Annotated in this window: 18 protein-coding genes; 10 read left to right on the top strand and 8 right to left on the bottom strand. The window is 72.0% G+C overall.

Annotation, left to right across the window (positions count from 1 at the left end; translation table 11 throughout):
* The first annotated feature begins 302 nt into the window (after nt 1-302).
* The 5 genes from OG230_RS27450 to OG230_RS27430 are packed head-to-tail and all read left to right on the top strand — an operon-like array spanning nt 303 to nt 5,642.
* Nucleotides 303-3,041: a sensor histidine kinase gene (locus OG230_RS27450; protein ID WP_328906394.1), complete on the top strand. Its 2,739-nt coding sequence runs from the start codon at nt 303-305 to the stop codon at nt 3,039-3,041.
* Nucleotides 3,038-3,475, top strand: a complete 438-nt coding sequence (locus tag OG230_RS27445; RefSeq protein WP_328906393.1) for a roadblock/LC7 domain-containing protein — start codon at nt 3,038-3,040, stop codon at nt 3,473-3,475. Before OG230_RS27450 ends, OG230_RS27445 begins: the two co-directional genes overlap by 4 nt.
* On the top strand, nt 3,472-3,879 hold the full coding sequence (locus tag OG230_RS27440; protein WP_443051390.1) for a DUF742 domain-containing protein: 408 nt from the start codon (nt 3,472-3,474) through the stop codon (nt 3,877-3,879). The genes OG230_RS27445 and OG230_RS27440 overlap by 4 nt, the downstream gene beginning before the upstream one ends.
* 6 nt (nt 3,880-3,885) lie before the next feature.
* Complete coding sequence (locus OG230_RS27435; protein ID WP_328906392.1) at nt 3,886-4,455, top strand: GTP-binding protein; 570 nt, start codon at nt 3,886-3,888, stop codon at nt 4,453-4,455.
* 53 nt (nt 4,456-4,508) lie between these two features.
* On the top strand, nt 4,509-5,642 hold the full coding sequence (locus OG230_RS27430) for an FAD-dependent monooxygenase (protein WP_328906391.1): 1,134 nt from the start codon (nt 4,509-4,511) through the stop codon (nt 5,640-5,642).
* Between the two features lie 3 nt (nt 5,643-5,645).
* On the opposite strand, the gene OG230_RS27425 is transcribed toward OG230_RS27430, so the two are convergent.
* Together OG230_RS27425 and OG230_RS27420 are read right to left on the bottom strand one after the other, a co-directional pair.
* Nucleotides 5,646-6,047 (bottom strand): RidA family protein, encoded by a 402-nt coding sequence (locus tag OG230_RS27425; protein WP_328906390.1) that lies wholly within the window; start codon nt 6,045-6,047, stop codon nt 5,646-5,648.
* On the bottom strand, nt 6,044-7,171 hold the full coding sequence (locus OG230_RS27420) for an acyl-CoA dehydrogenase family protein (protein ID WP_328906389.1): 1,128 nt from the start codon (nt 7,169-7,171) through the stop codon (nt 6,044-6,046). The genes OG230_RS27425 and OG230_RS27420 overlap by 4 nt, the downstream gene beginning before the upstream one ends.
* A 91-nt stretch (nt 7,172-7,262) precedes the next feature.
* On the opposite strand from OG230_RS27420, the gene OG230_RS27415 reads away from it, so the two are divergent.
* From OG230_RS27415 to OG230_RS27400, 4 genes are read left to right on the top strand one after another with little or no spacing between them, the layout of a single operon-like run.
* Complete coding sequence (locus OG230_RS27415; RefSeq protein WP_328906388.1) at nt 7,263-8,921, top strand: AMP-binding protein; 1,659 nt, start codon at nt 7,263-7,265, stop codon at nt 8,919-8,921.
* Between the two features lie 4 nt (nt 8,922-8,925).
* A complete protein-coding gene (locus OG230_RS27410; RefSeq protein WP_328906387.1) occupies nt 8,926-9,744 on the top strand; it encodes a PaaX family transcriptional regulator in 819 nt (272 codons plus the stop codon).
* A 53-nt stretch (nt 9,745-9,797) separates the two neighbouring features.
* Nucleotides 9,798-10,622 carry a GNAT family N-acetyltransferase gene (locus OG230_RS27405; protein WP_328906386.1) on the top strand — a complete coding sequence of 275 codons (825 nt, stop codon included), beginning with the start codon at nt 9,798-9,800 and terminating at the stop codon, nt 10,620-10,622.
* Complete coding sequence (locus OG230_RS27400) at nt 10,619-11,170, top strand: hypothetical protein (RefSeq protein ID WP_328906385.1); 552 nt, start codon at nt 10,619-10,621, stop codon at nt 11,168-11,170. Before OG230_RS27405 ends, OG230_RS27400 begins: the two co-directional genes overlap by 4 nt.
* On the opposite strand, the gene OG230_RS27395 is transcribed toward OG230_RS27400, so the two are convergent.
* The gene (locus OG230_RS27395) at nt 11,157-13,439 is read right to left on the bottom strand and encodes a bifunctional salicylyl-CoA 5-hydroxylase/oxidoreductase (protein WP_328906384.1); all 2,283 of its coding nucleotides are present in this window, start codon (nt 13,437-13,439) and stop codon (nt 11,157-11,159) included. The two genes, OG230_RS27400 and OG230_RS27395, sit on opposite strands and share 14 nt — an antisense overlap.
* A 4-nt stretch (nt 13,440-13,443) precedes the next feature.
* Nucleotides 13,444-14,271: an enoyl-CoA hydratase family protein gene (locus tag OG230_RS27390; RefSeq protein WP_328906383.1), complete on the bottom strand. Its 828-nt coding sequence runs from the start codon at nt 14,269-14,271 to the stop codon at nt 13,444-13,446.
* Nucleotides 14,272-14,517: 246 nt separating this feature from the next.
* On the opposite strand from OG230_RS27390, the gene OG230_RS27385 reads away from it, so the two are divergent.
* Entirely contained in the window at nt 14,518-14,982 is a 465-nt protein-coding gene (locus OG230_RS27385; RefSeq protein ID WP_328906382.1) for an ATP-binding protein, read from the top strand.
* Here OG230_RS27385 and argF read toward each other — a convergent pair whose 3' ends face one another.
* From argF to OG230_RS27365, 4 genes are all read right to left on the bottom strand, one after another.
* Nucleotides 14,983-15,999, bottom strand: a complete 1,017-nt coding sequence (argF, locus tag OG230_RS27380; protein WP_328906381.1) for an ornithine carbamoyltransferase — start codon at nt 15,997-15,999, stop codon at nt 14,983-14,985.
* A gap of 105 nt (nt 16,000-16,104) precedes the next feature.
* On the bottom strand, nt 16,105-17,337 hold the full coding sequence (locus tag OG230_RS27375) for an arginine deiminase (RefSeq protein ID WP_328906380.1): 1,233 nt from the start codon (nt 17,335-17,337) through the stop codon (nt 16,105-16,107).
* 55 nt (nt 17,338-17,392) lie between these two features.
* Nucleotides 17,393-19,960: a polynucleotide kinase-phosphatase gene (locus tag OG230_RS27370; RefSeq protein ID WP_328906379.1), complete on the bottom strand. Its 2,568-nt coding sequence runs from the start codon at nt 19,958-19,960 to the stop codon at nt 17,393-17,395.
* Nucleotides 19,957-21,444, bottom strand: coding sequence for a 3' terminal RNA ribose 2'-O-methyltransferase Hen1 (locus tag OG230_RS27365; RefSeq protein ID WP_328906378.1), 1,488 nt, complete (start codon nt 21,442-21,444; stop codon nt 19,957-19,959). Before OG230_RS27365 ends, OG230_RS27370 begins: the two co-directional genes overlap by 4 nt.
* Nucleotides 21,445-21,471: the final 27 nt, after the last annotated feature.

The following is a 21,471-nucleotide window of genomic DNA, read 5'->3' as shown; positions in this document are numbered from 1 at the left end:
CTCCCCGGAACCCACACCCCGCGACTTGAGCAAAGCCGACATCCCGGGAGGTTGGTGCAGAAGTTGTGGGCGTGTCGTGTTGCACATGTGAGCCCACTTTCTTTTCTTTTTTGCAGTGTGACTAATATCCATGTGTCGAAGTTCTCACCGGATTTGACCAGTCGTGAGGCTGGCCTCACGTCAAGGAGCTTGCCCTGCGCACGCGCGCGTCACGGCGGACCGACTCGACCACACTGTCGCTGCGGACAGCCCTCCTCGTACTGGCCGTAGTCCCCGGTGTCGCCCTGGCCGCCCTCTGGGCCGTGACCAGTGGCCAGACATTCCTGGACTTCCAGCGTCAGGCGGCCCAGGGACAGTTGGCCGAGAAGGCCGGACAGCCGTCCAACATCGTCTACTACAACCTGCAGGAGGAGCGTCGGCTGAGCGCCGAGGCTCTGGCCCGCCCCGGGGATTCCACCGAGGCGCTGCGGCGCCAGCGGGTGCTGACCGACGAGGCGATCCGCACCTTCAGATCGCTCTCGGACGTGACCACCGAGGACGCCCCGGCCGAGATCCGCGAGGCGGTGGGTCTGGCCCGGGACTCGATCGACCGGCTGCCCGACCGGCGCGCCCTCGTCGACGAGGGCGGCAGCGACCGGCAGAAGGCCGTCTACGACTACTACACCGACCTGATCGCCGTGGACCTGAAGCTGTTCGCCGCGCTCAGCCACGTGGACAACGGCCAGGTGACCACGTTGTCCCAGCCGCTCGTGGACCTCTTCTGGACCAAGGAGATGATCTCCCGTTCGGACGCGATCCTGGCCCGTGGGTGGCCGAAGGGCCGACTGAGCTCCGAGGACCTCCAGCAGATCCGCGAGGCGGTCTCCGGCCAGTCCTTCCAGTCCACCACCAAGGTGCTCCCCTACCTGCCGCAGGACGAGCAGGAGATGTGGCAGGAGATCACCGGCAGCGCGGCCTGGAAGGCCAAGACGCAGGCCGAGAAGGAGATCCTGCGTCCGGCCGCCCCGGACGCCCGGGGGTTCGTCGAGCTCGGCGCCGAGGAGAAGACCTGGCGCGAGGCGATCGACGGCGTCACTCCCCCGCTGGTGGAACTGCTGGAGCACCGGACCGCGTTGGTGGTCGAGGAGGGCAAGGGCAGCGTCATGTCCCTGCTGCTCAAGATGGTCCTCACCACCGTGATCGGTCTGCTCGCGGTGATCGCCGTCGTGCTGACCACCTGGCGCCTCACCCGCAACCTCCGGAACCGGATCGGCCGCCTCCAGGTGCAGGCCGAGGAGCTGGAGAAGGCCCTGCCCGAGGTCGTGGAGCGGCTCGGCCGGGGCGAGAAGATCGACGTCGAGGCCGAGGCCCGCGCCATCGAGAGCGACAGCGGCGGCGCCAGGTCCGACGAGCTGACCCAGCTCGGTGACGCACTCAACCTGGCGCGCACCAGCGCCCTGCAGGCCGCGGTCGGCCAGGCGGACCAGCACCGCGGATTCGAGCGGCTGCTCCAGCGGATCGCCCGCCGTACGCAGCAGTTGATCGGGCAGCAGCTGAAGAAGCTGGACGAGCTGGAGCGCAAGCACGAGGACCCCGAGGTGCTGGAGGGTCTCTACGACCTCGACCACCTCACGGCCCGGCTGCGGCGCTACGAGGAGAATCTGGTGATCCTCGCCGGAGGGTCGCCGCACCGCCGCTGGCGCAAGCCGGTACCGCTGCTGGACGTGATGCGTTCGGCGCAGGGCGAGGTCCAGGACTACCGCCGTGTGGTCCTCGACCTCGACGGCGCCCCGTGGCTGGCCGAGCGTGCCATCGGCCCCGTCTCCCACGTGCTCGCCGAGCTGATCGAGAACGCGCTGTCCTTCTCCCGGCCGCCGAGCCCGGTGGAGGTCAGGGCCGCCCGGGTGAGCCGTGGGCTGGCCATCGAGGTCGAGGACCGCGGGCTCGGCATGGACGAGGAACAACTCGCCGCGGCCAACGAGCTGATGAGCCGTCCGCCCCGGATGGACGTGCTCGCGCACGCCGACGACATCCGGCTGGGCCTCTATGTGATCGCCCGCCTCGCCGACCAGTACGGTCTGCGGGTCGAGTTCAGGCCGTCCGCGTACGGCGGCACCCGGGTCGTCGTGCTCGTCCCCGACGAGCTGACGGTCGCCGATCCGGGCTCCCGCCCCGTGGGCGTGCCCACCGCCGTGGCGTCCGCCCCGGCCGCCGCGCCCGCCGCCCAGGTTCCGGGCACCCTGCCCACCCGTGTGCAGGGGCAGGCCATGGCGGGTGTCACCGCCCTGTCCGGATGGCCGGAGCAGCGGGAACGTGCCGCGCGGTCCTCCTCGTACAGCGCTCCTCCGCAGCCGCACACCGCCGAAGAGGACCCGTACGCCGGGCAGGACGGCGCCTTCGAGCAGCCCGAGCAGCCCTACGTCAGCTCCGAGACCGCGTATGTCGGCGCCGAGAACACGTATGCCGCTCCGGAGCCCTCGCACCTCGCCCCCGAGACTCCGTACGCGGAGCCCGGACAGCCGTACGCGGCGGACGAGGACGCGTACGTACCGGCCGAGCGGCCGTACATGACGGCGGCGGGGCAGTACCCGGTGCCGGGCCCGGAGACCGCGTACGTGCCGTCCGACGACCCGTTCGCGGTCGTGGACCAGCCGTTCGCGGAGCCGGAACCGTACGCGGAGCCGGTGCCCGGCCCGTACGCGGAGCCCGTGCCGTACGAGGAGCCCGTTCCGGGTCCGTACGCGGCCGAGCGGCCCGCCCTTCCGGTGGGTGCGCCCGACGCCGCGCGGGCCGACGCGGAGCCGCCCCTTCCGCGCCGGGTCAGGCAGGCCAGCCTGGTGGACGAGCTCCGCATCGACCCGGTCGCCGGGCCCACCGCGCCCAGGCGCCCGAAATGGGACGAGAACCCGCTGCTCCGGCCGGTTCCCCGCCGGGCCGGCGCCGCGATCGGGGCGTTCCAGCGCAGGTCGCGCGCGGCCCGCACGGCGGAGGAGCCGCCGTCGCCGACGCCGTCCGGCCCTCCCCCATTCCCCCTCCCGACGAGAGAAGAAGACCGGTCATGACACGCACAACCGCCACCCTCCAGGATCTCGACTGGCTGCTCGACGGTTTGGTGGACTCGGTGGCCGAGACCCTGAACGCCGTCCTGCTCTCCGACGACGGGCTGGTGGTGAGCCATTCGCGCACCATCGAGCGCGCCGACGCGGAGCGGCTGGCCGCCATCTGCACCGGGCAGCAGAGCCTCGCCCGGGGTGTCGGGCAGCTCTTCGACGGCGGGTCCGTGCACCAGGTCATCGTCGAACTGGCCGACCTCTGGCTCTTCATCATCACCGCCGGACAGGGCACGCACCTGGCCGTCATCGCCTCCCAGGAGGTCGACGCCGAGGTGATGTCCCTCGCCATGCACAACCTCGTCCAGCAGGTGGGCCAGAAGCTCAGCGCACCGGTGCGCGGAGAGTTCGACGCCTTCGGTACCGGGGACGGGCAGCGGGTGTGAGTCCGTACTGGCACGAGGAGGAGCCGGAGGAGGACGGCGCGCGCACCATGGTCCGCCCGTACACCATCACCCGCGGCCGGACCGCGCCCGAGCGGGACGACTTCACCCTCATCACCGTGCTGAGCACCGCGCAGAACCCGGTGGACGAGCACGGTGCGCCCCTGCGGCCGGGCCGGCTCCAGCCGGAGCACCGCATGATCCTGGACCGCTGCCGCCGCCCGGCGGCGGTCGCCGAGGTCTCGGCCGACCTCGGTCTGCCGGTCTCGGTGACCAAGATCCTGCTGGCCGATCTGGTCGCGCAGGGCCTGCTGCTGGCCCGTGCCCCGCTCTCGGTGGCCCGGGCTTCCGGCGGGGCGAACATGGGCCTGCTGGCCGCCGTACGTGACGGACTCCGGAGACTCTGAGCCAAGATGACTGACAGTCAGACGGCGCCTGCCGCCGTCAAGATCCTCATAGCCGGCGGTTTCGGTGTCGGGAAGACCACTCTGGTGGGCGCCGTCAGCGAGGTCGCGCCCCTGCGCACCGAGGAGTACCTGACCAAGGCGAGCATCGGTGTGGACGACCTGGCCGGTGTCGGCCGGAAGGACACCACCACCGTGGCCCTGGACTTCGGCCGGATCACGGTCAGTCCGGAGCTGGTGGTCTATCTCTTCGGCACCCCGGGCCAGGAGCGCTTCTGGTTCATGTGGAACGACCTGGTAAACGGCGCGCTCGGCGGCGTCGTGATCGCCGACACCCGCCGGCTCGACACCAGCTTCGCGTCGATCGACTTCTTCGAGAGCCGCGACATCCCCTTCGTGGTGGCGATCAACTGCTTCCACGGCCACAACACCCGTACGCCCGCGGAGATCCGGACCGCCCTCGACCTCGACCCGCACGTCCCCCTGCTGATCGGGGACGTCCGGGAGCGGCCGTTCGGCCGGGACGTGCTGCTGGCGCTGGTGGACCACCTGATGGGACTGCCCGCCGCGGTCGGCTGACCCCGGGGCGGCACCCTCCCTTCCGCTTCCCTCTTTCGCACTGGAGATCTGAGATGGCATCACCCCTGCGCGTCCTCGTCCACGGCGGCGGAATCGGCGGGCTCACCCTCGCCGTCGCGCTGGCCGGGCGCGGTCACACCGTCGAGGTCGTCGAGGTACGCGACGAGCTGGAGGCGCTCGGCGTCGGCATCATCCAGCCGTCCAACGCCCTGCACGTCATGCGCGAGATCGGCGTCCTCGACGCGTGCGTCGAGGCGGGCTTCCCGTGGGAGGTGCTGACCATCTGCGACCCGGCCGGCGCCACACTCGCCAAGATCCCGCAGCCGCGGATGGACGACGCACCGTCCAACAACGGCATCCCGCGCCCCGCGCTCGCGAGGATTCTCGGTGACGCCACCGCCGCGGCCGGTGTCCCCGTCCGCTTCGGGACGACGATCACCGAGCTGGCCGACGACGGTTCGGGCGTGGACGTGACCCTGTCCGACGGTTCGGCGGACCGCTGGGACCTGGTCGTGGGCTTCGACGGCATCGGATCGCCGCTGCGGACCCGGCTGTACGGCGACCGCTACCGCCCCGAGTACACCGGATTCGCCAACTGGCGGGTCACCGTGCCGCGTCAGCCCGAGGTGCAGGGCGTCGTCATGAGTACGGGCAACCAGGCCGCCAAGGCGCTGCTCACCCCGATCACCGACGAACTGATGTACCTGGGCGCGGTGTTCGCCGAGACCGAGGACTTCAGGCCGGACCCGGAGCTGGCCCACGAGCAGCTCAGGGAGCGGCTGGCGGGCTTCGGGGGCCCGGTGGCCGAGGCCCTCTCCCACGTCAAGGACCCGTCCGCCGTGGTGTATTCGCGGATCTCGCAGGTGGCGGTCGAGGAGCCGTGGCACCTCGGCCGGGTCGTCCTGGCCGGCGACGCCGCGCACGCCTCGACCCCGCATCTGGCGCAGGGTGCGGCGATGGCCGTCGAGGACGCGCTGGTCCTGGCGCAGTCGCTGGACGGCGCCGACGGGGTGGCCGAGGCGCTCGACGCGTGGGAGGCACGCCGCCGTCCGCGCGCGATGTGGGTGCAGAACATGTCGCGTGCCGTGCTCAAGCAGGAGACCGGCCGGGCGACCACGCCGGAGGAGGACGAGCTGCTGAAGATCGGCATCCCCGGCGCGGCGCACGTGCTGGTGCAGCCGTACTGACGCTCAGTCCAGGACCGCCACCCCGTCGAGTTCGACCAACGCCTGCTCGTCCCAGAGCCGGACGGCGCCGATGACGGCCATGGCCGGGTAGTCCCGGCCCGCCAGCCGCCGCCAGATCCGGCCGAGTTCGGACGCCCGGGCCCGGTAGTCGGCGACGTCCGTGGCGTAGACGGTGACCCTGGCCAGACCGGCCGGGGTACCACCGGCCGCGCGCAGGGCGGTGAGCAGATTGGTGAGTGCCTTCTCGAACTGCTCGGGCAGGGTCTCGCCGACGACCTTGCCCTCGCCGTCCAGGGCCGTCTGGCCCGCGAGGAAGACGAGCCGGCCGCCGGAGACGGTGACGGCGTGCGAGAAGCCGGTGGGCGGGGAGAGTTCGGCGGGGTTGATGCGGTGGACCGGGTTCATGCGGGCGGCTCCTGGGTCGCGTACAGCTCCTTGGCGATGATCGTGCGCTGCACCTCGCTCGCGCCCTCGTAGATCCGGGGGGCGCGCACCTCCCGGTAGAGGTGTTCGAGCAGGTGGCCGCGGCGCAGGGCGCGGGCGCCGTGCAGCTGGACGGCCGTGTCGACGACGTACTGCGCGGTCTCGGTGGCGAACAGCTTGGCCATGGCGGCGCGCCCGGGGACGCCGCTCTCCCCCGCGTCGTACGCCGCCGCTGCCGCGTACACGAGGAGCCGGGCCGCCTCGGTGCGGGTCGCCATCTCGGCGACCTGGTGCGAGACGGCCTGGAGGTCCTTGAGCGGTCCGCCGAACGCGGTGCGCTCCGCGGTGTGTGCGAGCGTCGCGTCGAGTGCGGCGCGGGCCATGCCGACCGCGAAGGCGCCGACGCTCGGCCGGAAGAGGTTGAGGGTGTTCATCGCGACCCGGAACCCCCGGCCGGGCTCGCCCAGGACGTCGTCGGCGGTGACGGGCACGGCATCGAAGGCCAGGGCCCCGATGGCGTGCGGGGAGAGCATGTCGAGCGCCGTCCCGCTGAGCCCCGGGCGGTCGGCGGGGACCAGGAACGCGGTGATGCCACGGGCTCCCGCGTCCTCTGCCGTACGGGCGAACACGGTGTAGAAATCGGCCTCGGGCGCGTTGGAGATCCAGCACTTCTCGCCGGTCAGCCGCCAGCCCTCGGAGGTCCGCCGGGCGTCGAGGGAGAGCGCGGCGGCGTCGGAGCCCGCGCCCGGCTCGCTCAGCGCGAACGCGGCGACGGCCCGCCCGGCGCGCACCTCGGGAAGCCAGCGCTCGCGCTGGGCGGGTGTGCCGGCCTGGACGACCGGGGACGCGCCGAGGCCCTGGAGCGCGAGGGCGGTCTCGGCCTCCGTACAGCCGCGTGCGAGGGATTCGCGCAGCAGGCAAAGGTCGAGCGCCCCGGAGCCGAAGAGCCGGTCGAGGAGCCCCAGCTCGCCGAGCGCGGCGACCAGGGGGCGGTTCACCCGTCCCGGTTCCCCCTTCTCGGCGAGCGGCCGCAGTTTCTGCACGGAGAGCTCGTACAGCTCCGCGCACCAGGCGGTGCGGGCCGGGTCGAGCGAGAATGCCGTCATGGCGGCGCCTCTCTTGTCACGTCTTATCGCGAACCGTTGACTACCGTCACTCAAACGATACGCTCCAAGTGCGACAAGGGGGCGATCCTTCATGGAGCCGAGTTCCTCGCCGGGCGCGTCGGCGCACGGTGCCACCGCACATACCGATACCTTTCCCCGCGACCATCTGCCACCGGCCGCCCAATGGCCCGAGCTGGTCCACGAACGGCCCGAACTGCGCTACCCGGACCGGCTGAACTGCGGATACGAGCTGCTCGACCGCACCGTCGGCCGCTTCGGGCCGGACCGCCCCGCCTTCCGCAGCGCCGACGGCGCGGTGTGGAGCTACGGGGAACTGCTGGACCGGGTGGACGGGATCGCCCACGTCCTCACCACCGATCTGGGGGTACGCCCCGGCAACCGGGTGCTGCTGCGCGGCCCCACCACTCCCTGGCTGGCCGCCTGCTGGCTCGCCGTCATGAAGGCGGGCGCGGTCGCCGTCACCGTATTGGCGCAGGCGCGGTCGCAGGAGCTGGCCACCATCTGCTCACTCGCCCGGGTGAGCCACGCCCTGTGCGATGCCCGGTCCGTGGAGGACCTGCTGAAGGCCCGGGTCCCGGAGCTGCGGATCACGGAGTACGGGGGCGACGCACCCGGCGATCTGACCCGCCTGGCGGAGTCCCGGAGGGGCCCGTACGAGCGGGTGGACACCGCGGCCGACGACGTCGCGCTGATCGCCTTCACCTCGGGCACCACCGGACGCCCCAAAGGCTGTATGCACTTCCACCGCGACGTGCTGGCCGTCGCCGACACCTTCTCGCACCACGTCCTGCGCCCGGAGTCCGGTGACGTCTTCGCGGGGAGCCCGCCGCTCGGATTCACCTTCGGACTGGGCGGGCTGGTGATCTTCCCGCTCCGCGCGGGCGCCTCGGCGCTCCTGCTGGAGCAGGCGGGGCCCCGGCAACTGCTGCCCGCTCTCGCGGCCCACCGGGTCTCGGTGCTGTTCACCGCTCCGACCGCGTACCGGGTGATGCTCGACCACCTGGACGGGCACGACCTTTCCGCGCTGCGCCGCTGCGTCTCGGCCGGGGAGAACCTGCCCGCGGCCACCTGGCAGTCCTGGTACGAGCGGACCGGGCTGCGCATCATCAACGGCATCGGGGCCACCGAGCTGCTGCACATCTTCATCTCGGCCGCCGACGACGCCATCCGCCCCGGCACCACCGGGAGACCCGTCCCCGGCTGGCAGGCGCGGGTGGTGGACCAGGCCGGCGAGGAGCTGCCCGACGGCGAACCCGGCCTGCTGGCGGTGCGCGGCCCGGTCGGCTGCCGGTACCTCGCCGACGAGCGCCAGACGCAGTACGTGCGCCACGGCTGGAACATCACCGGCGATACGTACGTCCGCGAGCCGGACGGCTACTTCCGCTACGTCGCCCGCGCCGACGACATGATCATCTCCTCCGGCTACAACATCGCGGGACCCGAGGTGGAGGACGCCCTGCTGCGCCATCCGGAGGTGGCGGAGGCCGCCGTGGTGGGCCGGCCCGACGCGCTGCGCGGCCAGGTCGTGGTGGCGTACGTGGTGCTCCGCGAGGGCTCCGGACAGTCCGCCGACTCCCTGCGCACCTACATGAAGGGCGAGCTGGCTCCGCACAAGTGCCCCCGTGTCATCGAGTTCCTGGCCGAGCTCCCCAGGACCGCGACCGGCAAGCTCCAGCGCTTCCGGCTGCGCAGCGACGGCGACCCGCACGGCACGCGGGCTCTAGAGTGATCACGTGGCCGAGCTGCACACCCCCCGATCCCTGATCGTCAGCCTCTACGGCGCGTACGGTCGCTCCCCCGGCAACGAACCGCTGCCGGTGGCCGAGCTGATCCGGCTGCTGCGCGCCGTCGGTGTCGACGCGCCCTCCGTACGCTCCTCCGTCTCCCGGCTCAAGCGCCGCGAGCTGCTCGTCCCGGCCCGCACGGCGGCCGGGGCGGCCGGCTACGCGCTGTCCGCCGACGCGCGGCAGCTGCTGGACGACGGCGACCGGCGCATCTACCAGCATCCGGCGCCCCGGGTCGCCGACGGCTGGGTGCTGGCCGTCTTCTCCGTACCGGAGGCCGAGCGCAACAAGCGGCATCTGCTGCGCTCGCGGCTGGCCCGTCTCGGTTTCGGCACGGCCGCCCCCGGGGTGTGGATCGCGCCCGCCGGACTGTACGAGGAGACCCGGCACACCCTGGAACGGCTCGAACTCGCCCCGTATGTGGAGCTGTTCCGCGGGGAGCACCTCGGTTTCGCGGCGACGAAGGAGTCGGTGGCGCGCTGGTGGGACCTCGACGGCATCGCCCGGCTCCACCTGGACTTCCTGGAGCAGCAGGAGCCGGTGCTGAAGGCATGGGAGGCGCGGCCCCCCGGCAGTGTGCCGGACCCGGAGGAGGCGTACCGGGACTACCTGCCCGCCCTGGACTCCTGGCGGCGGCTGCCGTACGCGGACCCGGGGCTGCCGGACGAGCTGCTGCCCAAGGAGTGGCCCGGGGGCCGCTCGGCCGAGGTGTTCGGGCTGCTGCATGCCATGCTGCGGGACGCCGGGGAGCGCTTCGTACGGCCGTGAACGGCGCCCGGAATTCGGGTGACTGCCGGTCCGCGGAACCGGCAGGATGAGGCATGACCTGGACTTTCACGGACGATGTCGATGTTTTTCTGGATACGGCAGGTGCGTGGCTGGCCGCCCGGCCCGCGGACAACACCCTGGTGCTGACCGTCACCGCGGCGCTGCGGCGCGACGGCCGGCACGCCTACGGCGGGGCCGACCCGGTGCTCGGCTGGTGGCGCGGGTCCGACGGCGAGGTCGGGGGAACGCTGGTGCACACCGCGCCGTATCCCCCGTTCCTGGGCGCGACCGTCCCGGAAGCAATCACTCCGCTCACTCGCGCGCTCCCGCTGACCCGCATCAACGCGGACCGCCCGACCGCCGAGGCGCTGGCCGCGCACTGGCCCGGTCACCGGGTCGAGGAGGAGCAGCGGCTCTACCGGCTCGGGACGCTCGTCCCGCCCTCCCCGGCCCCGGCGGGCCGGCCACGGACGGCGACGGCCGCCGACCGGGACCTGCTGCTGGACTGGCACGGCACGTTCGCCGAGCAGGTCGGCCAGCCCGGTACGCATGTCGAGCGGCTCGTCGACGACCGGACGACGTACGGCGGGCTGACGCTCTGGGAGGACGCCGGTGTACCGGTGGCGATGGCGGGCGTCTCCCGGAACATCGCGGGCACGGTGCGGGTGACGACGGTCTACACGCCGTCGGAGCACCGGGGCCGCGGGTTCGGTGCGGCGGTGACGGCCGAGGTCAGCCGGGCGGCACGGGAGGCGGGCGCCGAGGAGGTGCTGCTGTTCACGGACCTCGCCAACCCGACGAGCAACGGTGTGTACCGGCGCATCGGCTACGAGGCCGTCTCGGACCGGCTGCTGGTCAGTGCGGTGGGGCAGGCATGAGCGAGGTCGAGGCGGCGGGACCGGAGTCGAGGACGGAGCCGGAGCCGGGTCCGGAGCCGGAGCCGGGTCCGGAGCCAGAGCCGGAGCCAGAGCCGGAGCTGGAGCCGGAGCCGGAGCTGGAGCCGCAGTGGCTGATAGCGGCGAACGTGGTGCGGTGGCGGCGGTACGGGAAGGGCGGCCAGGAACTGCGGCCGGGCACCACGTCCTACCGCGGCGGCTCGAAGGTGTACGTGATCGGCTACCGCCCCGGCGGCGCCGACGTGCTGACCACTGTCGGACGGGGGCGCCACACCGGCACCCACGTCACGCTCGACCTGGCGACGCGCCATCTGCACACCTTCCGGGCGGCGTTGGTCCACAGCCCCGCGGTGCTCCGGCGTGAGGCTCAGGATCGTGCGGGCCGGGACTGGGACAGCCGGGAGAGCGCCGAGGCGCGTGCCGCCCGGTTCGAGCAGCAGGCCGCCGAGGAGCGTCTCGCCCGGTGGCCCGGCGTGCCCCACCCCACCCCCTGCCGCTGCCACGAGTGCCTGGCGCTCAGTTCAGCGTGAGCCGTGGCTTCGGCGCGTCCGTGCGTCCTGCGGGCGGGGTGCGGCTGCCCGCGCGGTACGGCAGCGGCCAGGAGGCACCCGGTCCGTGGTAGCCCTGCTCGGCTGCCGCGTGCAGGGTCCAGTGCGGGTCGTAGAGGTGCGGGCGGGCCAGGGCGCAGAGGTCGGCGCGGCCCGCGAGCAGCAGCGAATTGACGTCGTCCCAGGAGGAGATGGCGCCGACCGCGATGACGGGGACGCCGAGGGTGTTACGGATCCGGTCGGCGAACGGGGTCTGGTAGGAGCGGCCGTACTCGGGGCGTTCCTCCGGGACGACCTGTCCGGTGGACACGTCGATCGCGTCGGCGCCGTGGTCGGCGAAGGCCCGCGCGATGCCGAGGGCGTCCTCGGGGCTCGTACCGCCGTCGGCCCAGTCGGTGGCGGAGACCCGGACGGTCATGGGCCGGTCGGCCGGCCAGTGCGCCCGGACCGCGTCGAAGACCTCCAGGGGGAAGCGGAGCCGGTTCTCCAGCGGACCACCGTAGGCGTCGGTGCGGTGGTTGGTGAGCGGGGAGAGGAAGCCGGAGAGCAGGTAGCCGTGCGCGCAGTGCAGTTCGAGCAGGTCGAATCCGCAGTCCGCGGCGCGCCGCGCCGCCGCGGTGAACTGCTCGCGGACCGCGTCGAGTCCGGCCCGGTCCAGGGCCTGCGGGACCTGGTTGACGCCCGGTGCGTACGGGATCGGGGAGGCGGCCGACAGCGGCCAGTTGCCGTGGTCCAGTGGCTGGTCGATGCCCTCCCACATCAGCTTCGTGGAGCCCTTGCGGCCGGAGTGGCCGAGCTGGACGCCGATCGCGGCGCCGGGGGCACCCTCGTGGACGAAGTCCACGATCCGGGTCCAGGCGGCGGCCTGTTCGTCGGTGTAGAGGCCGGCGCAGCCGGGGGTGATGCGGCCTTCGGGACTCACGCAGACCATTTCGGTCATGGTGAGTCCGGCGCCGCCCAGCGCGCGGGCGCCCAGGTGGACCAGGTGGAAGTCGCCGGGGAGGCCGTCGGTGGCGGAGTACATGTCCATGGGTGAGACGACGACCCGGTTGCGCAGTTCCAGACCGCGCAGCCGCAGCGGGGTGAACATCGGCGGGGTTCCGGGCGGGCAGCCGAACTCCTCCTCGACGGCGCCGGTGAACGCGGGGTCGCGCAGCCGGAGGTTGTCGTGGGTGACCCGGCGGCTGCGGGTGAGGAGGTTGAAGGCGAACCTGCGCGGCGGCTGGTCCAGGTAGGTGTCCAGCTCCTCGAACCAGCGCAGGCTGGCCGCGGCGGCGCGCTGGGTCGACGCGACGACCGGGCGGCGCTCCGTCTCGTACGCGGAGAGCGCCGTCGGCAGGTCGGGCTGCTCCTCGATGCAGGCGGCCAGTGCGAGGGCGTCCTCGACGGCGAGCTTGGTGCCGGAGCCGATGGAGAAGTGCGCGGTGTGGGCGGCGTCGCCGATGAGGACGGTGTTGCCGTGCGACCACCGCTCGTTGACCACGGTGGCGAAGGTGAGCCACGAGGACCTGTTGGAGCGCAGGGGGCGTCCGTCGAGGGCCTCGGTGAAGATCTTGGCGCAGCGTTCGGTGGACTCGACCGGGTCGCAGAGGTCGAGCCCGGCCGCCCGCCAGACCTCCTCGCGCATCTCCACGATGACGGTGGAGGCGTGGGCCGAGAAGGGGTAGCCGTGCAGCTGCATCACGCCGTACTCGGTCTCGGCGATCTCGAAGCGGAAGGCGTCGAGCGCGAAGTCGGCGGCGAGCCAGATGTAGCGGTTGCGGTGGGTGTCGATCCGCGGGCGGAACACGTCGGCGTGGGCCTCGCGGGTGGCGCTGTGCACCCCGTCGGCGGCGATCACCAGGTCGTGGTCCGCCGCGAGTTCGGCGGCGGGCGGGGCGCCGGTGCGGAAGTGGAGGCGGACGCCGAGGGACCGGCAGCGTGCGTGCAGGATCTCCAGGAGCCTGCGGCGGCCGAGCGCGGCGAAGCCGTGACCGCCGGAGGTCTCGGTCCTCCCCCGGTGGACGATGTCGATGGTGTCCCAGCGGACGAACTCGTCCCTGAGAGCCGCGTACACGACGGGGTCGGCGTGCTCGATCCCGCCGAGGGTCTCGTCGGAGAGGACGACCCCGAAGCCGAAGGTGTCGTCCGGGGCGTTGCGCTCCCAGACGGTGATGTCGCGCTCGGGGCCGAGCCGTTTGAGCAGCGCCGCCGCGTACAGCCCGCCGGGGCCGCCGCCGATGACCGCGATCCGCCTCGTGTCACCGGACATCGCGCTACCTGCCCTTCCACTTCGGCGGGCGCTTCTCGGTGAAGGCCGCGTGGAACTCGGCGTAGTCCTCGCCGTGCATCAGGAGCGCCTGGGTGGCGGCGTCCAGTTCGACGGAGGCCGCGAGGGGCATGTCGAGCTCGGCGGTGAGCAGGGCCTTGGTCTGGGCGAGTGCGAGAGCCGGTCCGTCGGCGAGTCTGCGGGCGAGCGCCGCCGCGCGGGCGTCGGCCTGCCCTTCGGCGGTCAGCTCGCTGATCAGGCCGATCCGTTCCGCTTCGGGGGCGTGGACGGCTTCGCCGAGCATGAGCAGCCGGGTGGCGTGGCCGAGTCCGACGACGCGGGGCAGCAGATAGGCGGCGCCCATGTCGCCGCCGGAGAGGCCGACCCGGGTGAAGAGGAAGGCGAAGCGCGCGGACGGGTCGGCGACGCGGAAGTCGGCCGCGAGCGCGAGAACGGCCCCGGCTCCCGCGGCCACCCCGTGTAGGGCGGCGACAACCGGGAAGGGGGTTTCACGAAGGGCCCGTACGACCTGTCCCGTCATCCGGTTGAAGTCGAGGAGCTGGGCGGTGTCCATCGCCAGTGTGGCGCCGATGATGTCGTCCACATCGCCTCCGGAACAGAACCCGCGCCCTTCGCCCGACAGTACGAGGGCGCGCACGGAGCGTTCGCGGGACAGTTCGGCGAGGAGGTCGCGCAGGTCGGCGTAGGCGCCGAAGGTGAGCGCGTTGAGCTTCTCGGGGCGGGCGAGGGTGACGGTCGCGACTCCGTCGTCCAGGGTCAGCCGCAGGTGGCGCCAGTCCTCCGTGCGGGGGGCGGAGCTGGGAAACGGGCTCATGGGAGGTGGTCCCCTTCAGCCGACGGGCCGCTGGTCCGGCCCGCATCGGACGACTCGATCCACCTCGAAGTTATCACTCATACGTGACTGCCGTCAGGAGGACGCGATACCCCAAACCTGAGCGCGTTGTGGCGAACGTCCCTTTCGTTCCGGTCGACCGCCTCTATGACTGCGCCACCCCTGTTCGTAAGGTTGAACGGAGCAATGGTCGATACCAGGAAGTCCCGCCCCGGAACGGAACCAGCTGTGCCCGCCGATGTCCCCATTCCCGCGTCCTGGCGCATAGCCCTGCCGCACTCCACGGCAGCGGTGCCAATCGCCCGCGCCCTCATCCGTACCGCCCTGACGGACATCGACGCCCCGGCGGACAGCTACACCGCCGAGCTCCTGACCGCCGAGCTCGTCGCCAACGCCGTGGAGCACACGGACGGGGACGAGCCCATCGAGCTGGTCGTGGAACTCATGGCGACGGGCTGCCAGGTCGAGGTCCACGACCGCGACCCCTCCCCGCCCGGCGACCTCTCCCGCCCGGGACCCGGCAGCGAACCGGACCCCTGGCAGGAGCACGGCCGCGGCCTCCTCCTGATCCGCACGCTCAGCTCCGCCTGCGGTCACCGCACGACGGATCAGGGCAAGGCGGTGTGGTTCACGCTGCCCGCGATGCCGGCCCAGCCGTCCCCTCCCGCACGGCACGCCCGCGCGGCGGAGTGATCAGGCGCCGGGACCCGGGGCGGCCATGGTGGCCACGAGCACGGCCTTGATGGTGTGCATCCGGTTCTCCGCCTCGTCGAAGACGACCGAGAACGCGGACTCGAATACCTCGTCGGTCACTTCCAGCTCGGTCATGCCGTACTCGGCGTGGATCTCCCGGCCGACCTTCGTACCGAGGTCGTGGAAGGCCGGCAGGCAGTGCAGGAACTTCACGCCGTCGTTGCCGGTGGCCCGCAGGACGTCCATGGTCACGGCGTACGGCGCGAGCGCGGCGATGCGCTCGGCCCACACCGCCTTGGGCTCGCCCATCGAGACCCAGACGTCCGTGGCGACGAAGTCGGCACCGCGGACGCCTTCGGCGATGTCCTCGGTGAGGGTGACCGTCGCGCCGCTCGCCTGCGCGAGCTTCTGCGCCTGAGCGACGACGTCCGCGGCCGGCCAGTACGCCTCGGGGGCGACGATCCGGATGTCCATACCCAGCAGGGCGCCGGTGATCAGGTACGAGTTGCCCATGTTGAAGCGGGCGTCGCCGAGGTAGGCGAAGACCATCCGGTCCAGCGGCTTCTCGCTGTGCTCGGTCATCGTCAGCACGTCGGCGAGCATCTGGGTGGGGTGCCACTCGTCGGTGAGCCCGTTGAAGACGGGGACGCCGCCGTACGCGGCCAGCTCCTCGACGGCCTGCTGGCTGTCGCCGCGGTACTCGATGCCGTCGAACATCCGGCCGAGCACCCGGGCCGTGTCCTTCACCGACTCCTTGTGGCCCATCTGCGAGCCGGAGGGGTCGAGGTACGTCGTGGAGGCGCCCTGGTCCGCGGCGGCGACCTCGAATGCGCAGCGCGTACGGGTCGAGGTCTTCTCGAAGATCAGCGCGATGTTCCTGCCACGCAGCCGCTGGACCTCGGTCCCCGCCTTCTTCGCCGCCTTGAGCTCGGCGGCCAGGGCGATCAGGCCGCGGAACTCCTCGGCCGTGAAGTCCAGCTCCTTGAGGAAGTGGCGGCCTGCGAGGTCTATGGCCATGTGACTGCTCCTGGTCGGGCGAGGGTCGCTCATACGTTGACCCTGGAAGTCTATACGAAGCCCTGCATCGCTATACAGACCCCGTCCGTCCGGGACCGCGTGGATCTACACGGGATCACGGACCACCGGGCAGCTCATGCACCGGGGGCCGCCGCGCCCCCGCCCGAGCTCGCTGCCGCGGATCTCGATGACCTCGATGCCCTGCTTGCGCAGATAGGTGTTGGTGGTGGCGTTGCGCTCGTAGGCGACGACGACCCCGGGCTCGACGGCCAGCACGTTGCAGCCGTCGTCCCACTGCTCGCGCTGCGCCGCGTGGACGTCCTGGACCGCGGTGAGCACCCGGATCGACTCCAGGCCCAGTGCGGCGGCGATGGCCCGGTGCATGTGCTCGGGCGGATGGTCGGTGACCTTCAGCTCCCGGGGACCGGTGCCGGGCTCGATGGTGTACGAACGGAGCATCCCGAGCCCCGCGTACTGGGTGAAGGTGTCGCCGTCGATCATCGTCATCACCGTGTCGAGGTGCATGAACGCCCGGTTCTTGGGCATGTCGAGCGCCACGATCGTCCGGGCCGACCCCGCGTCGAAGAGCCCCCGGGCCAGCATCTCCACCGCCTGCGGAGTGGTCCGCTCGCTCATCCCGATCAGCACGGCCCCCTGGCCGATGACCAGCACGTCGCCGCCCTCGATGGTCGAGGGGTAGTCGTCCTGCCCCTCCGACCAGTGGTGGAAGACCCCGGCCTCCGGACCCGTGAAGAGGGGATGGTGCCGGTAGATCGCCTCGAAGTGGACGGTCTCCCGCTGCCTGGCCGGCCAGCGCATCGCGTTGATGGAGACGCCGTCGTAGATCCAGGCGGAGGTGTCACGGGTGAAGAGGTGGTTCGGCAGCGGCGCGAGCAGGAAGTCGTCCAGACCCATCACATGGAACCGGACCGAGGTCGGCTCGCTGTGCCGCTCCAGGAACTCCCGCTTCGTCATCCCGCCGACCAGCGCCTCGGCCAGCTCGGCCGTGGGCAGCTCCTCGAAGGCGGTCCGCAGGTGCTCGGTGGCGAGCGGACCGTACTCCTTCTCCGCGAAGACCCGGTCCAGGACGAGCCGTTTGGCGACCGGGATCTCCAGCGACTCGCGGAGCAGATCCCCGAAGAGGTGCACTTCCACCCCCCGGTCGCGGAGCACATCGGCGAACCCGTCGTGCTCCTGGCGGGCGCGGCGCACCCACAGCACGTCGTCGAAGAGCAACGCATCCTTGTTGCCGGGGGTGAGCCGCTTGAGCTCCAGATCGGGGCGGTGCAGGATGACGCGGCGCAACCGCCCGGCCTCGGAGTCGACATGGAATCCCATGCCTCCATCCTCACCGCACGGAGCGCCGTTCACCCGGCGAATCGCCTCCGCGTTCCTACAGCCGCGGGTCGACCGGCTCCGACTCCAGGGCCAGCACCGCGAAGACGGCCTCGTGGACCCGCCACAGCGGCTCCCCGTCGGCCAGCCGGTCCAGCGCCTCCAGACCCAGCGCGTACTCCCGGAGGGCCAGCGACCGCTTGTGGCCGAGGAAACGGGAGCGCAGCCGCTCCAGATTCTCCGGACGGGTGTACTCGGGACCGTAGATGATCCGCAGGTACTCCCGACCGCGCACCTTGATGCCCGGCTGCACCAGCCTGCCCTTCCCGTCGCGCACGAGCGCCCCGAGCGGCTTGACGACCATGCCCTCGCCGCCCCGGCCCGTCATCTCCAGCCACCAGTCGATGCCGGAGCGCACCGAGTCCTCGTCGCCGGTGTCGACGACGAGCCGCCGGGTGACCTGGAGCAGCCCGGTCGGGTCGTGCTCGACCAGCCTGTCCAGCCACGCCAGCTGCTCGTCGTGCGGTACGGAGGCCAGGGAACGGCCCTGGACGGCGAGAATCTGGAAGGGCGCGAGCCGCATCCCTTCGAGCCCTTCGGTGCTCCAGCAGTAACGCCGGTACGCCCGTGTGAACGCGGCGGCGTCCTCGGCACGGCCGTGCTGCCGCTCCGCCAGCCCACCGACGTCGACCGAGCGGGCCGCCGCCGCGTCGAGGGCGGCGAGAGCCGCGGGGAAGACCGCGCCGGACGCGGCGCCGACCGCCGCGTACTGGGAGCGCAGCAGCCCGGCCGCCTTCAGCGACCACGGCATCAGCTCGGCGTCCAGGAGGACCCAGTCGGTGTCCCACTCCTCCCACAGTCCGGCCGCGGTGACGGCCGTACGCAGCCGGTCGAGGACCGCTTCGGTGAGCGCCGGGTCGTCGAGGAACGGCCGGCCGGTGCGGGTGTGCAGGGCGCCGGTCGGGCCTTCGGTACCGAAGCGTTCGCGCGCCGCCTCCGCGTCGCGGCAGACCAGGGCCACGGCGCGCGAGCCCATGTGCTTCTCCTCGCACACGACCCGGGTGACACCGTCCGCCCGGTACTGGGCGAACGCCTCGGCCGGGTGCTCCAGATACCCCTCCTCGTGCGAGGTCGCGGTCGGCGCCATGGTCGGCGGGAGGTAGGCCAGCAGCCGTGGGTCGACGGCGAACCGGCTCATGACTTCGAGCGCCGCGGCGGCGTTCTCCTCACGCACCGAGAGGCGGCCCATGTGCCGGGTCTCCACGATGCGCCGGCCCTGGACGTCGGCGAGGTCCAGCGGACGGCCCTCGCGCCCGCCGGGCGCCTCGGACACCAGCGGACGGGTCGGCTCGTACCAGACCTTCTCGGCGGGTACGTCGACGAGTTCGCGCTCCGGCCAGCGCAGCGCGGTCATCTTCCCGCCGAAGACGGCGCCGGTGTCCAGGCAGATGGTGTTGTTGACCCAGGAGGTGCTGGGCACGGGCGTGTGGCCGTAGACCACGGTGGCGCGGCCCCGGTACTCCTCGGCCCACGGGTAGCGGACGGGCAGGCCGAACTCGTCGGTCTCGCCGGTCGTGTCCCCGTACAGCGCGTGCGAGCGCACCCGGCCCGACGTACGGCCGTGGTACTTCTCGGGCAGGCCGGCGTGGCAGACGACGAGCTTTCCGCCGTCCAGCACGTAGTGACTGACGAGCCCTTCGATGAACTCCTTCACGCACACCCGGAATTCGGGGTCGACGGCGTCCTCGCGTTCGAGCTGCTCGATGGTCTCGGCGAGCCCGTGGGTGTGCTGGACGCTGCGGCCCTTGAGGTAACGGCCGAGCTTGTTCTCGTGGTTGCCCGGCACGCACAGGGCGTTGCCGGAGGACACCATGGCCATCACCCGGCGCAGCACGCCGGGGCTGTCGGGGCCGCGGTCGACGAGGTCGCCGACGAAGACGGCCGTGCGACCGTCGGGGTGCACGCCGTCGGCGTACCCGAGGGTGGAGAGCAGGGTCTCCAGCTCGGAGCTGCAGCCGTGGATGTCACCGATGATGTCGAAGGGGCCGGTGAGGTGGCGCAGGTCGTTGTAACGGCGCTCCAGCACGATCCCGGTCTGCTCGGCCTCCTCCTCGGTGCGCAGGACGTGCACCTTTCGGAAGCCCTCCCGCTCCAGGCCGCGCAGCGAACGGCGCAGTTCGCGGCGGTGGCGCTGGATGACGTGGCGCGGCATGTCGGCCCGGTCCGGGCGCTTCGCGTTGCGCGCGAGGCAGACCTCCTCGGGAAGGTCGAGGACGATCGCGATGGGCAGCACGTCGTGCTCACGCGCCAGCCGCACGAGCTGCTTGCGGCTCTCGGCCTGGACGTTGGTGGCGTCGACCACGGTGAGACGCCCGGCCGCGAGGCGCTTGCCCGCGATGTAGTGCAGGACGTCGAAGGCGTCGCTGCTGGCGCTCTGGTCGTTCTCGTCGTCGGCCACGAGACCGCGGCAGAAGTCCGAGGAGACGATCTCGGTGGGCTTGAAGTGCTTGCGGGCGAAGGTGGACTTGCCCGATCCGCTGGCTCCGATGAGCACGACGAGGGAGAGGTCGGTCACCGGCAGCGTGCGCGAGGTACTGGTGGTGTCGGTGGTGCTGCTGCTGTTCATGCGGCCTTCGCCTCCTTCTTGGTCTCGTCCTTGGTCCCGGCTGCCGCGGTCATCGTGAACACGGCCATCTGCGTCGGCGGCCCCACCTCGGGGTCGTCCGTCCCCACGGGCACGAACGCCACCTCGTAGCCGTGGCGCTGCGCGACCTCCTCCGCCCACCGGCGGAACTCGGCCCTGGTCCACTCGAAGCGGTGGTCGCCGTGGCGCACATGTCCGGCGGGCAGCGTCTCCCAGCGGACGTTGTACTCGACGTTGGGCGTGGTCACGAGCACGGTGCGGGGCCGTGCGGAGCCGAACACCGCGTACTCCAGGGCGGGCAGCCTCGGCAGATCGAGGTGCTCGACGACCTCGCTGAGCACCGCCGCGTCGTACCCCTTGAGCCGCTTGTCGGTGTAGGTCAGCGAGCCCTGCAGGAGCGTGACACGGCCGGCCTGCCGCTCGCCCATCCGGTCCAGCTTGAGCCGGCGCGAGGCGATGGCCAGGGCGCGCATCGACACGTCGACGCCGACGATGTCCGTGAAGCGGACGTCCTTCAGCAGTGCCTGGACCAACTGGCCCTGGCCGCAGCCGAGGTCGAGCACCCGGCTCGCCCCGGAGGCACGCAGCGCCTCCAGGATCGCCGCACGCCGCTGCTCGGCGAGCGGGACCGGCTTCTCCTCGGTGTCCTTCGTCTCGTCCACCGCGTTGTCGACACAGGCCACGTCGAGGTCGTCCGACTCGGCGAGCCGCAGCAGTTCGAGCCGCTCCATCGCCTGCCGGGTCAGGCCCCAGCGGCGCGAGAGGTAACGGCTGGTGATCAGCTTCTGCTCGGGGTGCTCGGCCAGCCACCCCTCACCGGCCCGCAGCAGCTTGTCCACCTCGTCCGGGGCCACCCAGTAGTGCTTCGCGTCGTCGAGCACCGGCAGCAGCACATAGAGCTGCCGCAGGGCGTCGGCGAGCCTCAGCTCCCCCTCCAGCACCAGGTGTACGTAGCGCGAGTCGCCCCACTCCGGGAACTCCCCGTCCAGGGGCACGGCCACGGCCTCCACGCTCGCCCAGCCGAGCGGCCCGAAGAGCTTCCGCACCAGCTCGATACCACCGCGCGCGGGCAGCGCCGGGAGCTCGATCCGCAGCGGCAGGGGCTGCTCCGCCCGCTCGGGCATGGCCCGGCAGGCACCGCTCAGGGCGGACTTGAACACCGCGCTCATGGCCACGGCGAAGAGCGAGGAAGCGGCGTAGGGGCGGTCGTTGACGTACTGGGCGAGCGCCGCGTCCGGGGCACCGCCCCGGCCCTTGCCCTTGCCGCGCCGCACCAGCGCCACACTGTCCACCTCCAGCAGCAGGGCTGCCGTGCAACGCTCCGCGGACGCCTCGGGGTAGAAGACATGCGCGGTGCCGTGCGAGGTGGAGAACGTCTGCGCCTTCTCGGGGTGCTTGTGCAGCAGAAAGCCGAGATCGGTGGCGGGACGCTCCGGGGTGCCGGTTGTGCTGATAGTCAGGAACACCCGTCCGAGTATGGCCCCGCGTCCCCG

It is taken from the genome of Streptomyces sp. NBC_00234 (assembly GCF_036195325.1).
Classification (GTDB): domain Bacteria; phylum Actinomycetota; class Actinomycetes; order Streptomycetales; family Streptomycetaceae; genus Streptomyces.
Note: the sequence above shows the minus strand (reverse complement) of the source record. Positions and strands in the feature narration are given on the sequence as shown.